Annotated in this window: 16 protein-coding genes; 13 read left to right on the forward strand and 3 right to left on the reverse strand. The window is 63.3% G+C overall.

Features of this window, described 5'->3' with window-relative positions:
- Positions 1 to 116 precede the first annotated feature (116 nt).
- On the forward strand, positions 117 to 2,564 hold the full coding sequence (locus MB84_RS22205; protein WP_046289922.1) for a penicillin acylase family protein: 2,448 nt from the start codon (positions 117 to 119) through the stop codon (positions 2,562 to 2,564).
- A 97-nt stretch (positions 2,565 to 2,661) separates the two neighbouring features.
- On the opposite strand, the gene MB84_RS22210 is transcribed toward MB84_RS22205, so the two are convergent.
- Together MB84_RS22210 and MB84_RS22215 are read right to left on the reverse strand one after the other, a co-directional pair.
- The gene (locus MB84_RS22210; RefSeq protein WP_046289923.1) at positions 2,662 to 4,161 is read right to left on the reverse strand and encodes an MDR family MFS transporter; all 1,500 of its coding nucleotides are present in this window, start codon (positions 4,159 to 4,161) and stop codon (positions 2,662 to 2,664) included.
- 536 nt (positions 4,162 to 4,697) lie between these two features.
- Complete coding sequence (locus MB84_RS22215) at positions 4,698 to 4,955, reverse strand: GlsB/YeaQ/YmgE family stress response membrane protein (RefSeq protein WP_039393436.1); 258 nt, start codon at positions 4,953 to 4,955, stop codon at positions 4,698 to 4,700.
- Between the two features lie 308 nt (positions 4,956 to 5,263).
- Between MB84_RS22215 and hemA the strand changes: the two genes are divergently transcribed.
- The 5 genes from hemA (at position 5,264) to MB84_RS22240 (ending at position 9,576) form a co-directional block, all read left to right on the forward strand.
- On the forward strand, positions 5,264 to 6,550 hold the full coding sequence (gene hemA, locus MB84_RS22220; protein WP_046289924.1) for a glutamyl-tRNA reductase: 1,287 nt from the start codon (positions 5,264 to 5,266) through the stop codon (positions 6,548 to 6,550).
- Complete coding sequence (prfA, locus tag MB84_RS22225; RefSeq protein WP_046289925.1) at positions 6,551 to 7,633, forward strand: peptide chain release factor 1; 1,083 nt, start codon at positions 6,551 to 6,553, stop codon at positions 7,631 to 7,633. It begins immediately after the preceding gene.
- Entirely contained in the window at positions 7,633 to 8,508 is an 876-nt protein-coding gene (gene prmC, locus MB84_RS22230; RefSeq protein WP_046289926.1) for a peptide chain release factor N(5)-glutamine methyltransferase, read from the forward strand. Before prfA ends, prmC begins: the two co-directional genes overlap by 1 nt.
- A gap of 80 nt (positions 8,509 to 8,588) precedes the next feature.
- Entirely contained in the window at positions 8,589 to 8,903 is a 315-nt protein-coding gene (gene grxD, locus MB84_RS22235) for a Grx4 family monothiol glutaredoxin (protein WP_046289927.1), read from the forward strand.
- A gap of 46 nt (positions 8,904 to 8,949) precedes the next feature.
- Positions 8,950 to 9,576, forward strand: a complete 627-nt coding sequence (locus MB84_RS22240; RefSeq protein WP_046289928.1) for a UbiX family flavin prenyltransferase — start codon at positions 8,950 to 8,952, stop codon at positions 9,574 to 9,576.
- Between the two features lie 47 nt (positions 9,577 to 9,623).
- Here the strand turns inward: MB84_RS22240 and MB84_RS22245 are convergent, their stop codons facing one another.
- A complete protein-coding gene (locus MB84_RS22245; protein ID WP_169835036.1) occupies positions 9,624 to 10,163 on the reverse strand; it encodes a VOC family protein in 540 nt (179 codons plus the stop codon).
- A gap of 263 nt (positions 10,164 to 10,426) precedes the next feature.
- Here MB84_RS22245 and MB84_RS22250 point away from each other — a divergent pair, with 263 nt between their 5' ends.
- The 7 genes from MB84_RS22250 (at position 10,427) to MB84_RS22280 (ending at position 17,408) form a co-directional block, all read left to right on the forward strand.
- Positions 10,427 to 10,720 (forward strand): hypothetical protein, encoded by a 294-nt coding sequence (locus tag MB84_RS22250; protein WP_046289930.1) that lies wholly within the window; start codon positions 10,427 to 10,429, stop codon positions 10,718 to 10,720.
- A gap of 163 nt (positions 10,721 to 10,883) precedes the next feature.
- Positions 10,884 to 11,204 (forward strand): hypothetical protein, encoded by a 321-nt coding sequence (locus MB84_RS22255; protein WP_157122815.1) that lies wholly within the window; start codon positions 10,884 to 10,886, stop codon positions 11,202 to 11,204.
- Positions 11,205 to 11,938: 734 nt separating this feature from the next.
- Positions 11,939 to 12,250, forward strand: coding sequence for a hypothetical protein (locus MB84_RS22260; RefSeq protein WP_052652683.1), 312 nt, complete (start codon positions 11,939 to 11,941; stop codon positions 12,248 to 12,250).
- A gap of 128 nt (positions 12,251 to 12,378) precedes the next feature.
- On the forward strand, positions 12,379 to 14,049 hold the full coding sequence (locus MB84_RS22265) for a methyl-accepting chemotaxis protein (RefSeq protein ID WP_245725431.1): 1,671 nt from the start codon (positions 12,379 to 12,381) through the stop codon (positions 14,047 to 14,049).
- 116 nt (positions 14,050 to 14,165) lie between these two features.
- A complete protein-coding gene (locus tag MB84_RS22270; protein WP_046289933.1) occupies positions 14,166 to 15,008 on the forward strand; it encodes a CheR family methyltransferase in 843 nt (280 codons plus the stop codon).
- Complete coding sequence (locus tag MB84_RS22275; RefSeq protein WP_046289934.1) at positions 14,992 to 15,519, forward strand: chemotaxis protein CheD; 528 nt, start codon at positions 14,992 to 14,994, stop codon at positions 15,517 to 15,519. Before MB84_RS22270 ends, MB84_RS22275 begins: the two co-directional genes overlap by 17 nt.
- The gene (locus MB84_RS22280; RefSeq protein ID WP_052652686.1) at positions 15,516 to 17,408 is read left to right on the forward strand and encodes a chemotaxis protein CheW; all 1,893 of its coding nucleotides are present in this window, start codon (positions 15,516 to 15,518) and stop codon (positions 17,406 to 17,408) included. Before MB84_RS22275 ends, MB84_RS22280 begins: the two co-directional genes overlap by 4 nt.
- The last annotated feature ends 127 nt before the right edge of the window (positions 17,409 to 17,535 follow it).

The following is a 17,535-nucleotide window of genomic DNA, read 5'->3' on the forward strand; positions in this document are numbered from 1 at the left end:
TTATGCCATTTCTTCCGAATTTGGGTTGCGTGCCTGAACGAGACGTCTAGGATTGCGAGGTATTACGCAGTCGATGTCGCAACAACAAGAAGCCGTCCCATCACAGGAGGAAGACAATGCAACGCCCCAATGCCATTCACGCCGCCGGTGCGCTGGCCTTTGCCGTCACGACGTGGAGCGCGTCCCTGCATGCTGCCGATGCTACGGCATCATCCGCCTCACCTTCCTCGCAAACGCTGACCGTTACCGGACTGTCGCAACCCGCCGACATTCTGATCGATCGCAACGGCGTGCCGCACATCTTCGCTGCCAACGAGCGCGACGGCTTCTTCGTGCAAGGCTTCAATGCCGCGCGCGATCGTCTGTTCCAGATCGACCTCTGGCGACGCCGTGGGCTCGGCCAACTGTCCGAAGTGTTCGGCCGCGCCTACGTGGCGCAGGACGACGCGGCGAGACGTTTCGTCTACCGGGGCGATATGGCGACGGAGTGGCGTCGCTACGGACCCGACGCGAAACCGGCGGCGCAAGCGTTCGCTGCCGGGGTGAACGCCTACATCGACTGGCTCGCGCGGAACCCCGATCAGATACCGTACGAATTCCGAAAGGTCGGCTACTGGCCGGCCAAATGGTCGGCCGAGGACATCGTGCGCATTCGCAGCCACGGCCTCACGCGCAACCTCAAGAGCGAAGTGGCGCGCGCCAAGGTCGTGTGTCGCGCATCGCTCGATGCGGACAGCGTGCGCGTCGGCCTGCAACCCGCGTGGAAGACGCAGGTGCCCGACGGCCTCGATCCCTGCCTGCCGGATGATCTGCTCAAGGTCTTCGACCTCGCCACGCAGGGCGTGAAGATCACCAGGGATTCACTGCAACACGCCAACGCGGACATCGTCCAACTCGCCGAGAACGGTCCTTACGACGTCTCCACCGAATCGGCGGAAGGCAGCAACAACTGGGTGGTCTCGCCGCAGAAGTCGGCCACGGGACGCGCCATCATGGCCAACGATCCGCACCGCGCCTATGCTGCGCCGAGTCTGCGCTACATCGTGCAGGTCAGCACGCCCACACTCAACCTGATCGGCGCGGGTGAGCCTGCGATTCCCGGCGTCGCCATCGGTCACAACGGCACCATCGCCTTCGGCCTCACGATTTTCAACATCGATCAGGAAGATCTGTACGTCTACGAACTCAATCCGGCCAACCCAGATCAGTATCGTTACCAGGGCAAGTGGGTGCCGATGCGCACCGTGCACGAGACGATAGAAGTCCGCGACGGCGCGCCGGTCCAGACCGACCTCAAGTTCACGAAGCACGGCCCGGTGATTTATGTGGATGCCGCGAAGCACCGCGCTTATGCCGTGCGTACTGCATGGCTGGAACCGGGCATGTCGCCGTACTTCGACGCCATGCGCTATATGCGCGCGAAAACCTATGCTCAGTTCCAGACAGCGCTCGACACTTGGGGCGCACCGACCGTCAATCAGGTCTATGCAGATACCTCGGGCAACATCGGCTGGGTGCCGAGCGGCATGGCGCCGATTCGCCCGAACTGGGACGGCCTCATGCCCGTGCCCGGCGACGGACGCTATGAGTGGGCTGGCTTCTGGCGCCGCGATCAGTTGCCGTCCGCGTACAACCCGGCAAGCGGCTACTTCACAACGTCCAACGAAATGAACATGCCTGCGGGCTATCCCTACGCGCAGCGCAAGCTCGGCTTCGAGTGGACGAACGGCTCGCGACATGCGCGCATCGACGAAGTGCTGAAGGCAAAGGATAAGGTCTCGCTCGAAGATTCGGAGCAGTTGCAGAACGACATCGTGTCGATCCCGGCGCGGCGTCTGATGGCGCTGCTCGCACCGCTGTCGAGCAACGAACCGCGCACGGCTTCGGCCCTTAAGCTCCTGAAGGGATGGGACGCGCACATGGGTGCCGACTCGGCGCAGGCCGCACTGGAAGAGGTCTGGTTCAGCCGTCATCTGGGTCGCGCGTACAAGAACGCGGTACTGCCGAAGGCAGCCGCCGACACGTTCGATGCGCCCGACCCGGCATCGATGCTCGACGCGCTCGAACAACCGGCTGCCCGCTTCGGCGAGAACGCTGCGGCCAAACGCGATGCCGTGCTGCTCGCGAGCCTTGGCGATGCATGGGACGAGATGGTCAAACTGCAAGGGGTCGATCCGGGCGCCTGGCGGTGGGGCAAGCTCCAGACAAACCTGAACGCCCATCCACTCGCCGACGCCGTGGACGCCGACATGCGCGCCAAACTCAACGTCGGTCCGTTGCCCAAGGGGGGTAGTCCGTTCACGCCCAACCAGTCGACGTACCGCGTGAGCGATTTCCGTCAGACGAACGGACCGTCGTTCCGGATCGCGGTCGACGTAGGGAACTGGGACAACACGCGTGCAATGAACTTGCCGGGTGAATCGGGCAACCCCGACAGCCCGCACTATCGCGATCTGGCGCAGAAGTGGCTCGACGGCGAGTACTTCAAGCTGCCGTACTCCCGCGAGGCCGTAGAAGCGGCGACGGAGTCGCGCCTGCACCTCGTGCCGGAGACGTCTCGTTGATGAGGTAAGCCAGCCGTATTGCCGAAAATGAAACAGCCGGTGGGTACGCCCCGCCGGCTGTCTCGAGAACTGTCGTTACGGGGTTCAGCCGCTCGACTCAATGACCGCCGGGCACGAACTCCGGCTTGTCGCGCTTCGTGCCGCGCGTGCTGTCGACGGCGTTCGTCGGCACCAGCATGAACAGCAGCATCACGCCAATCGAGATCGCGAGGATCGACAGGAACGTCAGGTGCAGCGAGTGTTGCAGCACCGCGCGAATCGCCTGATCAGCCAGCGACGACACCCCGCGATCTTCCAGCACGTGACGCAGTTGGTCCGACGTCACCGGTGCCAGCCCGCTCGAATGCGTCAGGCCGAAGTTGAGCACAGCGCCGAAGAGCGTCGCGCCCAACGTGCTGCCGAGGTTACGCGAGAAGATGTTCGACGCCGTGGCGCTACCACGCTCCGAGGGACCGACCAGTTCCTGAATCAGCACCAGCGCGCTCACGCTGCCCGTGCCCATCGAGAAGCCCATGATCAGCGAGCCGACACCGGCGAGCACGGGCGAGCTGCTCGGGCCGAGCAATGCGAAGACAAGGCCGCCGACCGGCATGAGCAGGCTGCCGCCGACCAGCACGCGACGCAGGCCGAAGCGCGTGAACGTCTTGGCGGCAATCGTCGAGCCGATCGGCCAGCCGACCATGATCATCGTCAGCGCCATACCGGCGACGACCGGCGTCTGACGCAAGACGCCCTGCGCGTACATCGGCAGGAAGGTCGTCAGGCCCATCAACACCATGCCCGAAAGCAGCGTCGCCGCATTTGCCGCTGCAATTGGACGACGACTCCACAGTGCAAACGAGATCATCGGATCCTTCGCGCGACGCTCCTGCCAGACGAACAGCAGCGACGCCAGGACGCAAACCAGCACACCCCCCCAGACGTGTGTGTCGGTGAAGGCATTGGCGTCCGTCAACGCGATCATCAGGCCCGCGACGGCAATCGTGAAGAACACCGCGCCCATGTAATCGATGCTCGGACGCTGACGCGGTGCCTCTTCATGCAGATACGCGATGAAACCTGCCGCAGCCAGCAAACCGATCGGAATGTTGAGCCAGAAGATCCATGACCAGGACATATCGCGAATGATCAGACCGCCCAGCATCGGGCCGAGCACGGCAGAGATGGCCCACACGCTCGCCAGATAGCCCTGCACCTTGCCGCGCTCGCTGATCGGGTAGTAATCGGCAATGATCACCAGACTGACCGGCTGAATGCACGCCGCGCCCACGCCTTGCAACAGGCGGAACGCGATCATCGCAGGCATCGACCAGGCGAAACCGCCGCCCAGCGAGGCGACGAGAAACACGGCGATGCCTACGAGAATGACCGGTTTGCGTCCGTAAATGTCGGCGAGTTTGCCGAACACCACGGTCATGGCCGTCTGTGCGAGAAGGAAGGCGGAGAAAACCCAGCTATAGAGATTCAGGCCACCGAGTTGGGCCACGATTTGCGGCATAGCCGTCGAGATGATCGTGGCTTCGATGGCAACCATAGAGGTCGCCGCCATGACGGATGCCACAATCAATGGCCGCACGGAATTGCGTGTCGCAGACATGTGTTTTTATGAAGTGGGGGATACGGCGTAACAACTTGCGAGAAAGGCGCAACACCGTGTCAGGTGCAGCAGCCGCTGCCAGATGGCGGAAGACGGGGATCGAACGTGGCGGTCGTGCCGCACGCGTAGTCAAGACGACTTGGGCCTGGCGATGGCCACAAGCATAGCCGAATGCGACAAAACACGTGCGACGCGCATCGGCGCGGACAAGCGCTCGACGCACAACCTATGCTGGCCGCGGATTCACACGGTGCGCGAAGACAAGACCCTGATCGGATTCCGGTTTTGGAAGGTGCCGGGCGACGATCCGGGAAGCGAATCGCGAACGCTGCCGCTCGCCATTTCCCCCTCACGTCGGCACGTTTCGACTCGTTGCCGTGGAGCGACACGCGCCGTCCCGAAATCCGACGTGAACTTGCGGCCTATCGTCGCAGGGGTCGCAGGGGGCACCGGGGTCGCAGCGCGAAGCACCCCGAATTATCGCCAGGTGAGAATTTCCGCCCGATGGCGCGTCGGGCGCATCGGGCGGATGCCGTTCAGGCCGTGCCGCGATTGCGCTTGATCACACCATAGATCGCCAGCAGCACGATGGCGCCGATGATCGAAGCGATCCAGCCTGCGGACTGGCCTTCCGAATACAGGTGGAGAAACTGACCGACATACTTGGCGAGCAGTGCGCCCGCGATGCCGAGGATGATCGTCATGATGATGCCCATGCTGTCCCGCCCGGGATGCAGGGCGCGTGCAATGAGACCGACGACCAGACCGACCACGATAGTGCCGATGATGCCCATGACGAATCTCCAAGGATGGGAACCCGAACGCAGTATAGACCCGATTTCCGAAGACCCACACCCAATATGTGAACCGGACGTCGCCCGCCCGCCGACGGCTTGCGACATCTGATATATCAAGCGAATTCCGCCCGACCACCCTCCTGCGGCAGGCCTTCGCTATGCCGGGTATAAGGGATGACTATTTGTCAAAACCCGACGGCTGCGCGATGATGCGGCACGCTGCCCCAATGCGCGGGCACGCCGGGCCAATGAAACGGGCATCGCGTCGACGCGCTATAATCAGGAGCTATTGGATCCCCCACACCATGCAACTGCTCGCTCTCGGCCTGAACCACCATACGGCGCCCGTCTCGCTGCGCGAACGGGTGGCGTTTCCGTTCGAGCGGATCGAGCCGGCGCTGGCGGGCCTCAAGAGTCTGTGGACCGGCAGCGGCAAGTTGAGCGCGCCCGAGGCCGCCATCCTCTCGACGTGCAACCGCACCGAGATCTATTGCGTGACGGACGATGCCGCGGCGCGTGAGCGCGCGGTGCACTGGCTGTCCCAGTTCCACAACATTCCCGCCAGCGACCTCGCCCCCCATTTGTACGCCCTGCCCCAGTCCGACGCCGTGCGTCACGCCTTTCGCGTGGCCAGCGGTCTGGACTCGATGGTGCTGGGTGAAACGCAGATTCTCGGGCAGTTGAAGGACGCCGTGCGCACCGCCGCCGAGGCGGGTGCGCTGGGCACGTATCTGAACCAGCTTTTCCAGCGCACGTTCGCGGTAGCCAAGGAAGTCCGTGGCCAGACCGAGATCGGTGCGCATTCGGTGTCGATGGCCGCTGCGGCGGTGCGTCTTGCACAGCGTATTTTCGAGAGCATCAGCACGCAGAAGGTGCTGTTCATCGGCGCGGGCGAGATGATCGATCTGTGCGCGACACACTTCGCCGCGCAAAATCCGAAAGCCCTGTACATCGCCAACCGGACGGCCGAACGCGGCGAGAAGCTCGCCGAGCGTCTGGGCGGCACGGCGATCCGTCTGTCGGAGTTGCCGCAACGTCTGCACGAGTTCGACATCGTCGTGTCCTGCACGGCGAGTACGTTGCCGCTGATCGGGCTGGGCGCTGTCGAGCGGGCCATCAAGGCACGTAAGCACAAGCCGATGTTCATGGTCGATCTGGCCGTGCCGCGCGACATCGAACCGGAAGTCGGTCGTCTGACCGACGTTTTCCTGTACACCGTCGACGATCTCGGCGCGGTCGTGCGCGAAGGCAACGCGCTGCGTCAGGCAGCCGTTGCGCAAGCCGAAGCGATCATCGAGACGCGCGTGCAGAACTTCATGCAATGGCTCGACGCGCGCAGCGTCGTGCCGGTCATTCGCGATATCCACGGCACTGCCGAGGCCATGCGTGTGGCCGAACTCGAGCGTGCCCAGCGCATGCTCGCGCGTGGCGACGACCCTGCCGCCGTGCTCGAAGCCCTGTCCCAGTCCCTCACCAAGAAATTCCTGCACGGCCCGACGCACGCGCTCAATACGGCGCGCGGCGATTCGCGCGAGCAAATCATCCACCTCATTCCCGAACTGTTTCGCACCTCGGGATCCGCCGACAAATAGATGAAAGCGAGCATGCAAGCCAAGCTCGACCAATTGACGCAACGTCTGGTAGAGCTTGATGGCCTATTGAGCCAGGGCGACGTTACCCGCGACCTGGACAACTACCGCAAGCTCACGCGCGAACATGCCGAGCTCGCGCCTGTCGTCGCGCAATATCAGCAATATCGCCAGGCGCTGGGGGATGTCGCCGCCGCACAGGAAATGGCGTCGGATCCGGAGATGCGCGAGTTCGCCGAAGACGAAGCCGCGAACGCCCGCGCCCGCATGGAAGATCTGGAAGGCACGCTGCAACGCATGTTGCTGCCGCGCGATCCCAACGACGACCGCAACATCTATCTCGAAATCCGTGCGGGCACCGGCGGCGACGAGTCGGCGCTGTTCGCGGGCGATCTGCTGCGCATGTACTCGCGCTATGCGGAGCGTCAACGCTGGCAGGTCGAAATCATGTCGGCGAGCGAATCGGATCTGGGCGGGTACAAGGAAGTCATTGTCCGGCTCGTGGGTCAGGGCGCGTACTCGCGTCTGAAGTTCGAGTCGGGTGGCCATCGCGTGCAGCGTGTGCCCGCCACCGAAACGCAGGGTCGCATTCACACGTCCGCCTGCACCGTGGCCGTGATGCCGGAAGCGGACGATGTCGCCGACGTCGAAATCAATCCGGCCGACATTCGCATCGATACGTTCCGGGCGTCAGGCGCGGGCGGTCAGCACGTCAACAAGACGGATTCGGCCGTGCGCATCACGCACTTGCCCACGGGCATCGTCGTGGAGTGTCAGGACGACCGCTCGCAACACCGCAACAAGGACAAGGCGCTCAAGGTGCTCGCCGCGCGCATCAAAGATGCGCAACTGCGTGCGCAGCAGGCCAAGGAAGCCGCCACCCGCAAGAGCCTGATCGGCTCGGGCGACCGCTCCGAGCGCATTCGCACGTACAACTTCCCGCAGGGGCGGATGACGGATCACCGCATCAACCTCACGCTCTACAAGCTCGAATACATCATGGACGGCGATCTCGACGAGATGATTAACGCACTGGTGACCGAGCATCAGGCGGAATTGCTGGCGTCGCTGGGCGAGGCGGCCTGATGACGCCGGATGGGCAGAACGCGCAGGACGGCAGCGCAGCGCCCGTCGGGGTGGCCACCGTCGCGACGCTGTTGCGCGAGCCGGGCCTGCCGCCCCTGGAGTCGCGCATTCTGCTCTCGCACGTGCTCGGCTGGAGCCGTACGCAACTGATTACCCGCGACCGCGAGCCGCTCGCGCCCGAGACGGTCGCCGTCTACCGGACCTTGCATGCGCGTCGCGTGGCGGGCGAACCCATCGCCTATCTCACCGGTACGCGGGAATTCTTCGGACTGGTGCTCAACGTCAGCCCCTCGGTCCTCATCCCCCGGCCTGAAACGGAACTGCTCGTGGAGCTGGCGCTGGCGCGCATCGAAGGACGTCAGACGCCGCGCGTGCTCGATCTTGGCACCGGCAGCGGGGCGATTGCGCTGGCCATCGCCCATAGCCGCCCCGACGCGCGCGTCACGGCGCTCGACCGATCCGCCGACGCCCTCGACGTCGCCCGTGAAAACGCCCGTCAACTCGGGCTGGACGGCCGCGTCCGGTTCCTGGCGAGCGATTGGTATGACGCACTGCCCGCTGACGAGCCCCCCTTCGACCTCATCGTCTCCAATCCGCCCTACATCGTGTCGGGCGACGAACACCTCTCGCAGGGTGACCTGCGCTTCGAGCCGGTCGACGCCCTGACCGACCACGCCGACGGTCTCGCCGCCCTGCGCGTCATCGTAGCGGGCGCGCCGCAGCGTCTGCTGCCCGATCGCTGGCTGCTGTGCGAGCACGGCTACCATCAGGCCGCGGATGTCCGCTCGCTTTGCACGGCGGCGGGTTTCACGGACGTGGCCTCCGAGCGCGACCTCTCGGGCATCGAGCGCACGACCGGTGGACGCCGCCCCTGAGCGGACGCCGACGGGCGGCGCAGAAAACCGCTAAAATGCCGGATACGCCGACTTTCCGGCATCCCCACGGGCTTCCGAACATGACTACCCAGCAACGTATCCAGCAAATCGTCTCCGAGCACCCCGTCGTCCTTTTCATGAAGGGCAACGCGCAATTCCCGCAGTGCGGTTTTTCCGGCCGTGCCGTCCAGATTCTGAAGGCATGCGAAGTCAACGACCTGTTCACGGTCAACGTGCTGGAAGACAACGAAATCCGCGAGGGCGTGAAGGAATTCGCCAACTGGCCGACGATCCCGCAGCTCTACATCAAGGGCGAATTCATCGGCGGCTCGGACATCATGATGGAGATGTACAACAGCGGCGAACTCAAGCAGATCATCGCCGAACTGGCCTAAGTCGTCTGAGTCACCTGAGCGCCGGATCTCTCCGACCGATAAGTCGATGACCCTATCGACCTTATCGACGGGTGCCGCCCGAACGTCCGCACCTTCGCGTCTGATCGTTGCCATTACCGGCGCGACGGGCGCGGTGTACGGCGTGCGCCTGCTCGAACGCCTACGCGCAATGGGCGGCGTCGAAACGCATCTGATGGTCTCGAGTGCTGGCTGGCTTACGCTGCGCCACGAACTCGGGCTGGACCGCTCGGACGTGCAGGCGCTCGCCGATCAGTACCACAGCGTGCGGGAGATCGGCGCGAACATCGCCAGCGGTTCGTTTGCCACGGCTGGCATGGTCGTCGCGCCCTGCTCGATGAAGACGCTCGCAAGCGTCGCCCACGGGCTATCCGACAATCTGATCGCCCGTGCCGCCGACGTCACCCTGAAGGAGCGCCGCCGTCTGGTATTGATGGTGCGTGAGACGCCCTTCAACCTCGCGCATCTGCGCAACATGACGGCCGTCACCGAAATGGGCGGCATCGTGTACCCGCCGCTGCCTGCGTTCTACAACCGCCCGGCATCGCTCGACGCGATGGTCGACGACACCGTCGCCCGCGTGATCGATCTGTTCGGGATTGCACCGCCCGTCGCCTCAAGCTGGGACGGTCTGGGCAAGGACGTCGAAGGCTGAGCGCCGCGCGCGCCGACTCTGGCGCACACGGCCCCCCTCCCGCTCGTTTATCTCACGCCATCGACCCAGCGTTGCAGTGTGTCGAGCGCGCCCTGCGATTGTCCGGCGGCGGACTCCGGCGTCTGCATGCATAGTTCCAGCATGATCTCGTTCGGATCGAGCAGATAGAGATGTTCTCCGTCTCCATGACGCTCGGCGGCAAAAGGCACCTCGTGAGCCGTCAGACGCGCCTTCCAGCGCTCCAGCGCTTCAAGATCACGCACGCGCAGCGCGACGTGATGAATCTGAGTGGCGGGTGTGTCGGGGTGCGGTTCCGGCGCGAGGCCGTCGCAATTAAAAAACGCCAGTGCCTGGCCGGGTTCGATCTGGTAGCTGACGAGCAGATAGGGCTTGCCCCACAACCGGCTCATGCCGGTCTGCGCCCCTGCGAGTGTGAAACCCATCACATCGACGTAGAATCGGTGCGTGAGCGTCGCGTCGTAGCTTGGATACGCGACGTGATCGATGGCCACCGGCGCGAGCGCCGGTGCAGCGGGCGCAGCCCGCCCGTGGGCCGTGGCGTCGGCGGCAGAAGTGGGATCCAGCATCGCCTGGTTCATCTCGATCCCCCGGACGGCAAAGTCGTGATGGCATTCGGGAAACTGCGCCTGTAGTGTAGTCCTGCAACCTGCGTGGCATCAACCGAGTGTCAGCCGGACCCGCATGGACTATAGTGAAAACGCCACACTTTGCGTGCCGGACCGCATGGTTGCGTCTTTCCAGGGACTGTCGCATCAATGCGCCTGCCCCGGAAACCGCGCCCGCCACGCATCCCCCCAGTGGTGTGAGATGTACGCGACCGGAGTTTGTCATGGAGACCGCCCTCTCGCCTGTTGTCGTCTACGCCGTTGTGACGCTCGTATTCGTCATGCTGGTTCTCGTCGTGCCTGCTGGCGCACGTTGGCGCAACGTCGCCTGGCCCGCTTCCGTACCCCCGCTCTCCCCGCACCGTCCCGGCGATCTGCTCGGCACGCCCCGTACACCGTACTGGCGTTCGCCGAACGACACACGCGATTTGCGTCGTCCGTCCTACTTCGCGACCTCCGAACGACGCGGTCGGCGTCCGGCAAGCTTTCTCGCGCCGCGAGATCACGAACGCCGATAGGCCTGCTCGCCTTCATCACCTCGTCACCTCGTCACCTCGTCACCCTTACGCCTTGTTACATCTGTAGTGCCGCCGTAGCACCGGCGGCGGCCCCTCGTCCGTAGAATTTCGACTACGGATCGCGCGCCGGCACACACAGCGCAGCGCTTAATAAGGAGAACAGATGCAACGTCGTTTCTGGATGGCCACCGCCAGCCTCGTGGGACTCACGGCAGTCGTCGTGTCGGGCAGCGCCTTCGCGCGCACCGACGTGTCGGTCAACATCGGCATCCCCGGCCCGGCCATCATTGCCCCGGGGCCGGTCTACGCGCCGCCCCCGGTCTACGCCGCACCGGCACCGATGATGGTGGCCCCGCCTCCCGTTGTTTATGGCCCGCCCCCGCGCTACTGGCGAGGCCCGCCGCCGCGCCACTGGCACCACGATCGCGACTGGGATCGTCGTGGATGGGACCATCGCGACCGTCGCGATCATCGCCATCGCTAGGATTTCCCGCCTTCATGGCGAAACAATGTCGAAGAAAAGCCCCGCAGCTCGGCCGACCTGCGGGGCTTTAATTTTTCAGCACGCCCATCGTTGAAAACGTCATGGTGACGGACGTCGCTGCGGTCGCTGCGAACGGATTGTATCGACTCATGTAATGCGCGCATGAAGCCTCGACGACTTATCGACACTTCATGCGCCATCGCGCATTCAGGCATGAATCGGCATTCGAGTGATTTACGACCTCGCATTAAAACGACAAATGGTTTCGTAACTCATCGGACAACGCACTTTCGATGCCGCACGAAAAACGTCAGCCTTCTATATTTCAATAGCGATAGCAGCAACGGTGCCCGTAATAACCCCCTCCGTAATAGGGCCGTTCCGGAACAACAACGCATCCGGCAAGCGTGATAGCAAGCAATGCAGCGACGACTAACTTCATGATCTGGCTCCACAGATAAGAACGCGAATCCGTTCGCTTTCTTTATATCGCCGCCCCTGTAGGAAGCCCATCACGCGTCTGTAAGCCGTGTAAGCGAAGGTTGCCAAACCGGGAAAGTGTCGCACTTTGTTACGTAACGCACGCTGCGTGTGGCCGTAACATCGAACCGCCATCGATGTCGTGACTTTCCGAAAACCCAGCAACGACGCGGGTTTCACGAGGCCCCGTTGTCTGGCACGACGCTTGCATAGTGATAAGCGTCGCCCTTTCAATTGCCCCGAAGAGTGCGGCTTTGACTCAAACCCTCCTCCCGTTGCAGATATGGGAGGAGGCTTTTTTTCAGATCTTTCCGATCTTTGCGGAGCCCAATCTCCGACATACGATCGCGACATTTTCCTGCACCGCGCATGTGCGGGCACTTAGCTCTACTTATTTCATTTGTGCGTTTGAAATGTATCGACGCTATAACAGCGTCGACTTCCTTTTTGTTTCCTTTATCTTTAAAGCCTTAATGGACGCGGCTTTCGAAGCGATTCTCATCGATATCGGCATAGACCACATGCGGGTACGCACCGATCTAAAGTTGACTCCTTCGCTGTCGTAATCGCGTCTATAGAGGACTGCGTATTCAATTGGGGGAACGCAGCATCCCTTTCGTGACGGCCGCACGACACGCGCCGGGGCAAGCGTATCAGGGGGAAAGTCATGGAAATCGCCACGCCTGAATTCCAAATGGAACAACAGGAACTACAGGCCGTCACCGCCGCGCTCAACCGCGTGCAGGCCGTCATCGAGTTTGATTTGCAGGGGCGCGTTCTTCACGCCAACGAGAACTTCCTGCACACCCTCGGCTACCGTCTCGATGAGATTCAGGGCCAGCATCACCGCATGTTCTGCGAGCCGGAGTACACCGCCTCGAACGCATATCGCGAATTCTGGGCAAAGCTCGGTCGCGGTGACTTCGATTCCGGCGAGTACAAGCGTCTGGGCAAAGGCGGACGCGAAGTGTGGATCCGCGCGTCGTACAACCCGGTCTTCGACCCGAACGGCGTGCCGTACAAGGTGATCAAGTTCGCCACCGATGTCACAGCCGACCGCACGCGTCAGGCCGAATACGAAGGCAAGGTTCGCGCAATGGACATCGCGCAGGCCGTCATCGAGTTCAATCTCGACGGCACGGTCATCACGGCCAACGACAACTTCCTGAAAACGCTGGGCTACTCGCTCGACGACGTTCGCGGCAAACATCACCGCATGTTCTGTGAGGCCGATTACGTCGCCGGCAACGAGTATCGCGACTTCTGGGCCAAGCTCAATCGCGGCGAATTCGGTGCGGGGCGCTACAAGCGTCTCGGGCGTGGCGGGCGCGAAATCTGGATTCAGGCGACGTACAACCCGATCCTCGACGCGAATGGCCGCCCCTACAAGGTCGTGAAGTTCGCCACCGACATCACCCAGCAGGTCGAACTCGAAGCGAGCGTGAAGCGGCGGGCGGAAGACGATCAGCGCAAAGTCGCGCTGCTGCTCGACACCGTCAACCGCGCGGCTGCGGGCGACCTGACCGGCGCCATTGCGGTGAACGGCACCGATCCCATCGATCAGTTGGCCGACGGCATTCGCCACATGATGGACGACCTGCGTGGCGTGATCGGCAAGGTCGTCAACTCGGCAGGCGAGTTTTCCGGTGCATCGCGCGACATCGCAGACCGCGCGAATACGGTGGCCACCGGTGCGCAGGCGCTGGGCGCGACGGTCGAAGAGATGAATGCATCCATCGAGGAACTGACGGCGTCGATCAACTCGATTGCCGACAACACCAAGGGTGCCGACCAACTCGCCAAGTCGACGCAGCAGGAAGCCGAAACCGGCTCACGCGCCATTGCCCGTTCCATCGAAGCGATGGAACTGATCAACAAGTCGTCGGAAGACATCAGCGAGATCGTGAAAGTGATCGGCGAGATTGCCGGGCAGACGAACCTGCTCGCCTTCAATGCCGCGATCGAAGCGGCGCGCGCGGGCGAACACGGCCTCGGCTTCTCGGTCGTGGCAGACGAAGTCCGCAAGCTCGCCGAGCGCTCGTCGCAGGCCACCAAGGAAATCTCAAAGCTCATCAACGAGTCGACCAAGCGCGTGTCGCAGGGCAGCGACGTGTCGCGTCAGGCGGGTGAAGCGTTCGAGAAGATCGTGAGCGGTGTGTCGCGCACCACGCAGGCCATCTCCGAAATTTCGTGTGCCGCCGAAGAACAGCTCGTCGCCGCGCGCGAAGTGAGTCTCGCGATTCAGCACGTGGCGGAAGAGACGGAGAAATCGGCGGGCGCGTGCGAAACCATCGCCCAGGCGACGACCGGTCTCAATCAGGGCGCAGAGGAACTGGATCGCACCGTATCGAGGTTCAAGGTGTAGGTCTTACCCGGCGAGCCCACATGCTTCACACCTCGCGAACACGCTCGCCGGTATTTTTCCGGTGACGGCCGGTCGACTGGCCGCACCGGGACCCACTTCCGCCAAGAGGGCCCGATATGGAAATCGAAGCCGAAGCCGACGCCGTCACCCAGCAAGCACTCCTGCGTGCTGTTCACCGGCATACCGGCATCTCGATGAACGAGAAGAAGTGGACGATGTTGCAGGGCCGCTTGCGCCCGCGCCTGCGCACGCTCTCGCTGCGCTGCTACCGCGACTATCTGGCGCTGCTGGAAAACACCCCGGACGAGATTCGCAACTTCGTGAATCTCGTCACGACGAACGAAACCACCTTCTTCCGCACCCCGCGCGTGTGGGATTACTTCGCTCAGCATTACCTGCCGCGCTGGCACGCCGCCAATCCGGGACGCACCTTCCACATGTGGTCGGCCGCCGCGTCCTCCGGCGAGGAGTCGTATTCCGCCGCCATGATCTGCGAGGAATTTCGGGCGCGTCATACGGGTTTTCAGTACCAGATCCACGCGACCGACATTTCGAGTCAGGTGCTGGCCCTCGCCATGGCTGGCAATTACGGCGGTCGCAGCATCGACGGGCTGAAGCAACAGCGTCCGGCCATGCTCGCGAAGTACTTCCGTCCGAGCGCAGGCGGGTTCACGGTCGCCCCCGAGTTGCGTGCGCACATCACATTTGGCGAGCACAACCTTTACCAACGCCTGGCGCGTCGCGAGGCGTTCGACCTCGTCATGCTGCGCAATGTGCTGATCTACTTCGAGACGGGCGACCAGGAACGGGTGTTGGAGAACGTACGTCGCACGCTGACCCCCGAGGGCGTGCTGATCGTCGGCGAATCGGAGTCGCTCTCGCGACTGTCCACCGGCTATCAATTTGAGCAACCGCTCATTTACCGCAACCAGGGGGCGTCGAATGGGGCTGTCGCATGACATTCAGGTGTTGATGGGCGAGGTGCGCATCGGGCGCGGTGAAGACGTGCTGCGGGCTACCCTCGGTTCGTGCGTCGGCATCGGACTGATGTGGCGCTCGCGCGGGCTCTATGGCCTCGCACACTGTCTGCTTCCGGAAGCGCCGAATCCGACGCTGGCCATCGGTGCGAAGTACGTCACGCAGGCGGTGCCGTCGCTGCTCGCGCTAATGAAGGCGGACGGGGCGCGCCGCGGCGAGATCGAAGCGGTGATCGCGGGTGGCGGCAACATGATGCCTCACCAGCCACCGGCCAGGCATGGCCTGATCGGCGAAGCTAACGCCAAGATGGCACAGGCGCTGATCGCCGAGACGGGCATACCGATCATCCACGTCGAAGTCGGTGGCGAAGTCGGACGGCAACTGTTGATCGATTGCGCGCGTCACGCGTTTCACGTGCGCACCATTGGCTCGAACGGGGGTGCCGCCATGCCGCGTCGCCCCGCTCTCAGACTCGTGGGACGTGAATCATGAATGCACGGACACCGGGATTTGCGTTTCTCCAGCGCGACGCCGTCGCTGGCACGACCGTCCTGCCGCCGACGGTTTCGCCTTATCAGGGGTATCAAGGTCTTAAGGGTTACGGATGCGGCTACGGTTCGCTCCCGGGCGTGACGACTCGCGTGCGCGACGCGGTGCACTCGCCGTCACCAGAGGCGCATGCGTTGCCGGAAGCGTCAATTGACGACGTGCAGATGGACGTGGCGTCGCAATCGTCAACGTCTGTCGACGCAACGCTGACGACGTCGGCGACGCCAACGAAGGCGCGCAACGCCGCGCCCGACGATATCGAGGTGTTCGGCTCGTTTCATTTGGGAGAGGTCGAATTCGCATTGCCGATTGCGGCGTTGCAGGAGGTCGTGAATTTCCCCGAGCGCATTACGCCGGTGCCCCTCTCGCCTGCCTTTCTGCTGGGGTTGTTCAACCTGCGAGGCACGCTCATTCCCATCGTGGATCTGAAGCCGTTGCTGGCGATCGCTGACGCCGCGACCGTGGCGGGTGCCGGGTCCGGCAACGCTACGCCGGTGACGCAGAAGATCGCCATCGTCGATGTCGAAGGCATTCGCGTCGGGTTGCTGTTCGATAGTACGAGCGAGATTCTGCGAGTCCGGGCGTCGCAACGCACGGGCTTCGAATACGATCCTTCGCACGCTGCGCCGCAGGTGGTGTCCGGCGCCATCAAACTCGATGGCGGCGACCGCATTTTGCAGATCCTCGCGCCCGGGGCACTCGTCCACATCGAGAACATGCCGCAATTGTTGGCGCGTCAGGCGCTCAGCGCGCCGCAGCGCCGCCAGCAGCGGCAACGGCTGCAATGCGTGTCGTTTACCGTAGAACACTCGCGTCTGGCGCTGCCGATGAGCGCGATCCGCGAGATCATCCGCATCCCCGATCTGCAAAACTCGGCGCTGGCAAGCGTCTTCTGCGTCGGCATGCTGAACCTGCGCGGCACGGTCGTGCCCGTCATCGATTTCGCGCATTTTCTGGGGTTGCACGCGAGTCGTCCCGAGCCGGAGATCGCGGGAACGGCGTCCGACCCGCGGCGCATTCTGATCGTGAAGCAGGAAGACGTGCACTTCGGCTTGCTGGTCGATGCGGTAGACAGCATCGTCACCTATTACGCGGACGAGTTGCTGGCGATGCCGTCGTTCAGCGCATCGCACGCGCAGCTCTTCGCAGGATGCATCCCGCGCGAGCCGGTGGAAGCGGGAAGTACGGGGGGCGCGAGCGTCACGTCGAACGACATCGTACTGCTCAATGCCGACGAACTTTTCACACATTCGCAGGTGCTCAAACTTACGCGCGGGCATCGCGAGTTGTATCGCGAAACGGATCCGGCACAACGGGCGAAAGCGGGCGAGGCGGTGGGGCGCGGCGCGAAGTCATCGCGCGGGACGCGTCACGCTTACGTGTCGTTCCGATTGCAGCACATGCTCGCGGTGCGCCTCGACCAGTTACGCGAGATCATTCACGATTCGCCGGATGTAATACCTGCACCGGGTGCACCGTCGTTCGTGCGCGGCATGCTCAATTTACGTCGCGAACTGGTGACCATCGTCGATTTGCGTGCGCTTTACGGCATGCCGATACAGGACGACGCACAGGTGCGCAAGATTCTGGTCATCGAACACGGCAGGGACAAGTTCGGGCTGCTGGTGGACGCCATCGAGAACATCGTCACGCTGGACGAAGCGGACAAGCTTCCGGTCCCGGCCATGCTGCTCGGACGCGCGACCCACGAGATGCGCAACGACATGCGCGAAGCGGTGGAACTCCCCGCAGCGGATGGCACCGCCCGCACGGCGATGCTACTCGACCTTCAGCCGCTCAAGATGCGGCTTGAGACGGCGTTGGGGCAATGAATAGGGGCGACAAGGTGGTTCAAGGGTGAGGAAGCGGCAAGCGCGGGATGCAGTACTGAAGCAAAACCGGCGGATTCGCGAGCGCCGGTGCAGGGCCCTGCGGCGTGTCGGGGGGCACGCCGCAGGG

It is taken from the genome of Pandoraea oxalativorans, assembly GCF_000972785.3.
Lineage (GTDB): Bacteria > Pseudomonadota > Gammaproteobacteria > Burkholderiales > Burkholderiaceae > Pandoraea > Pandoraea oxalativorans.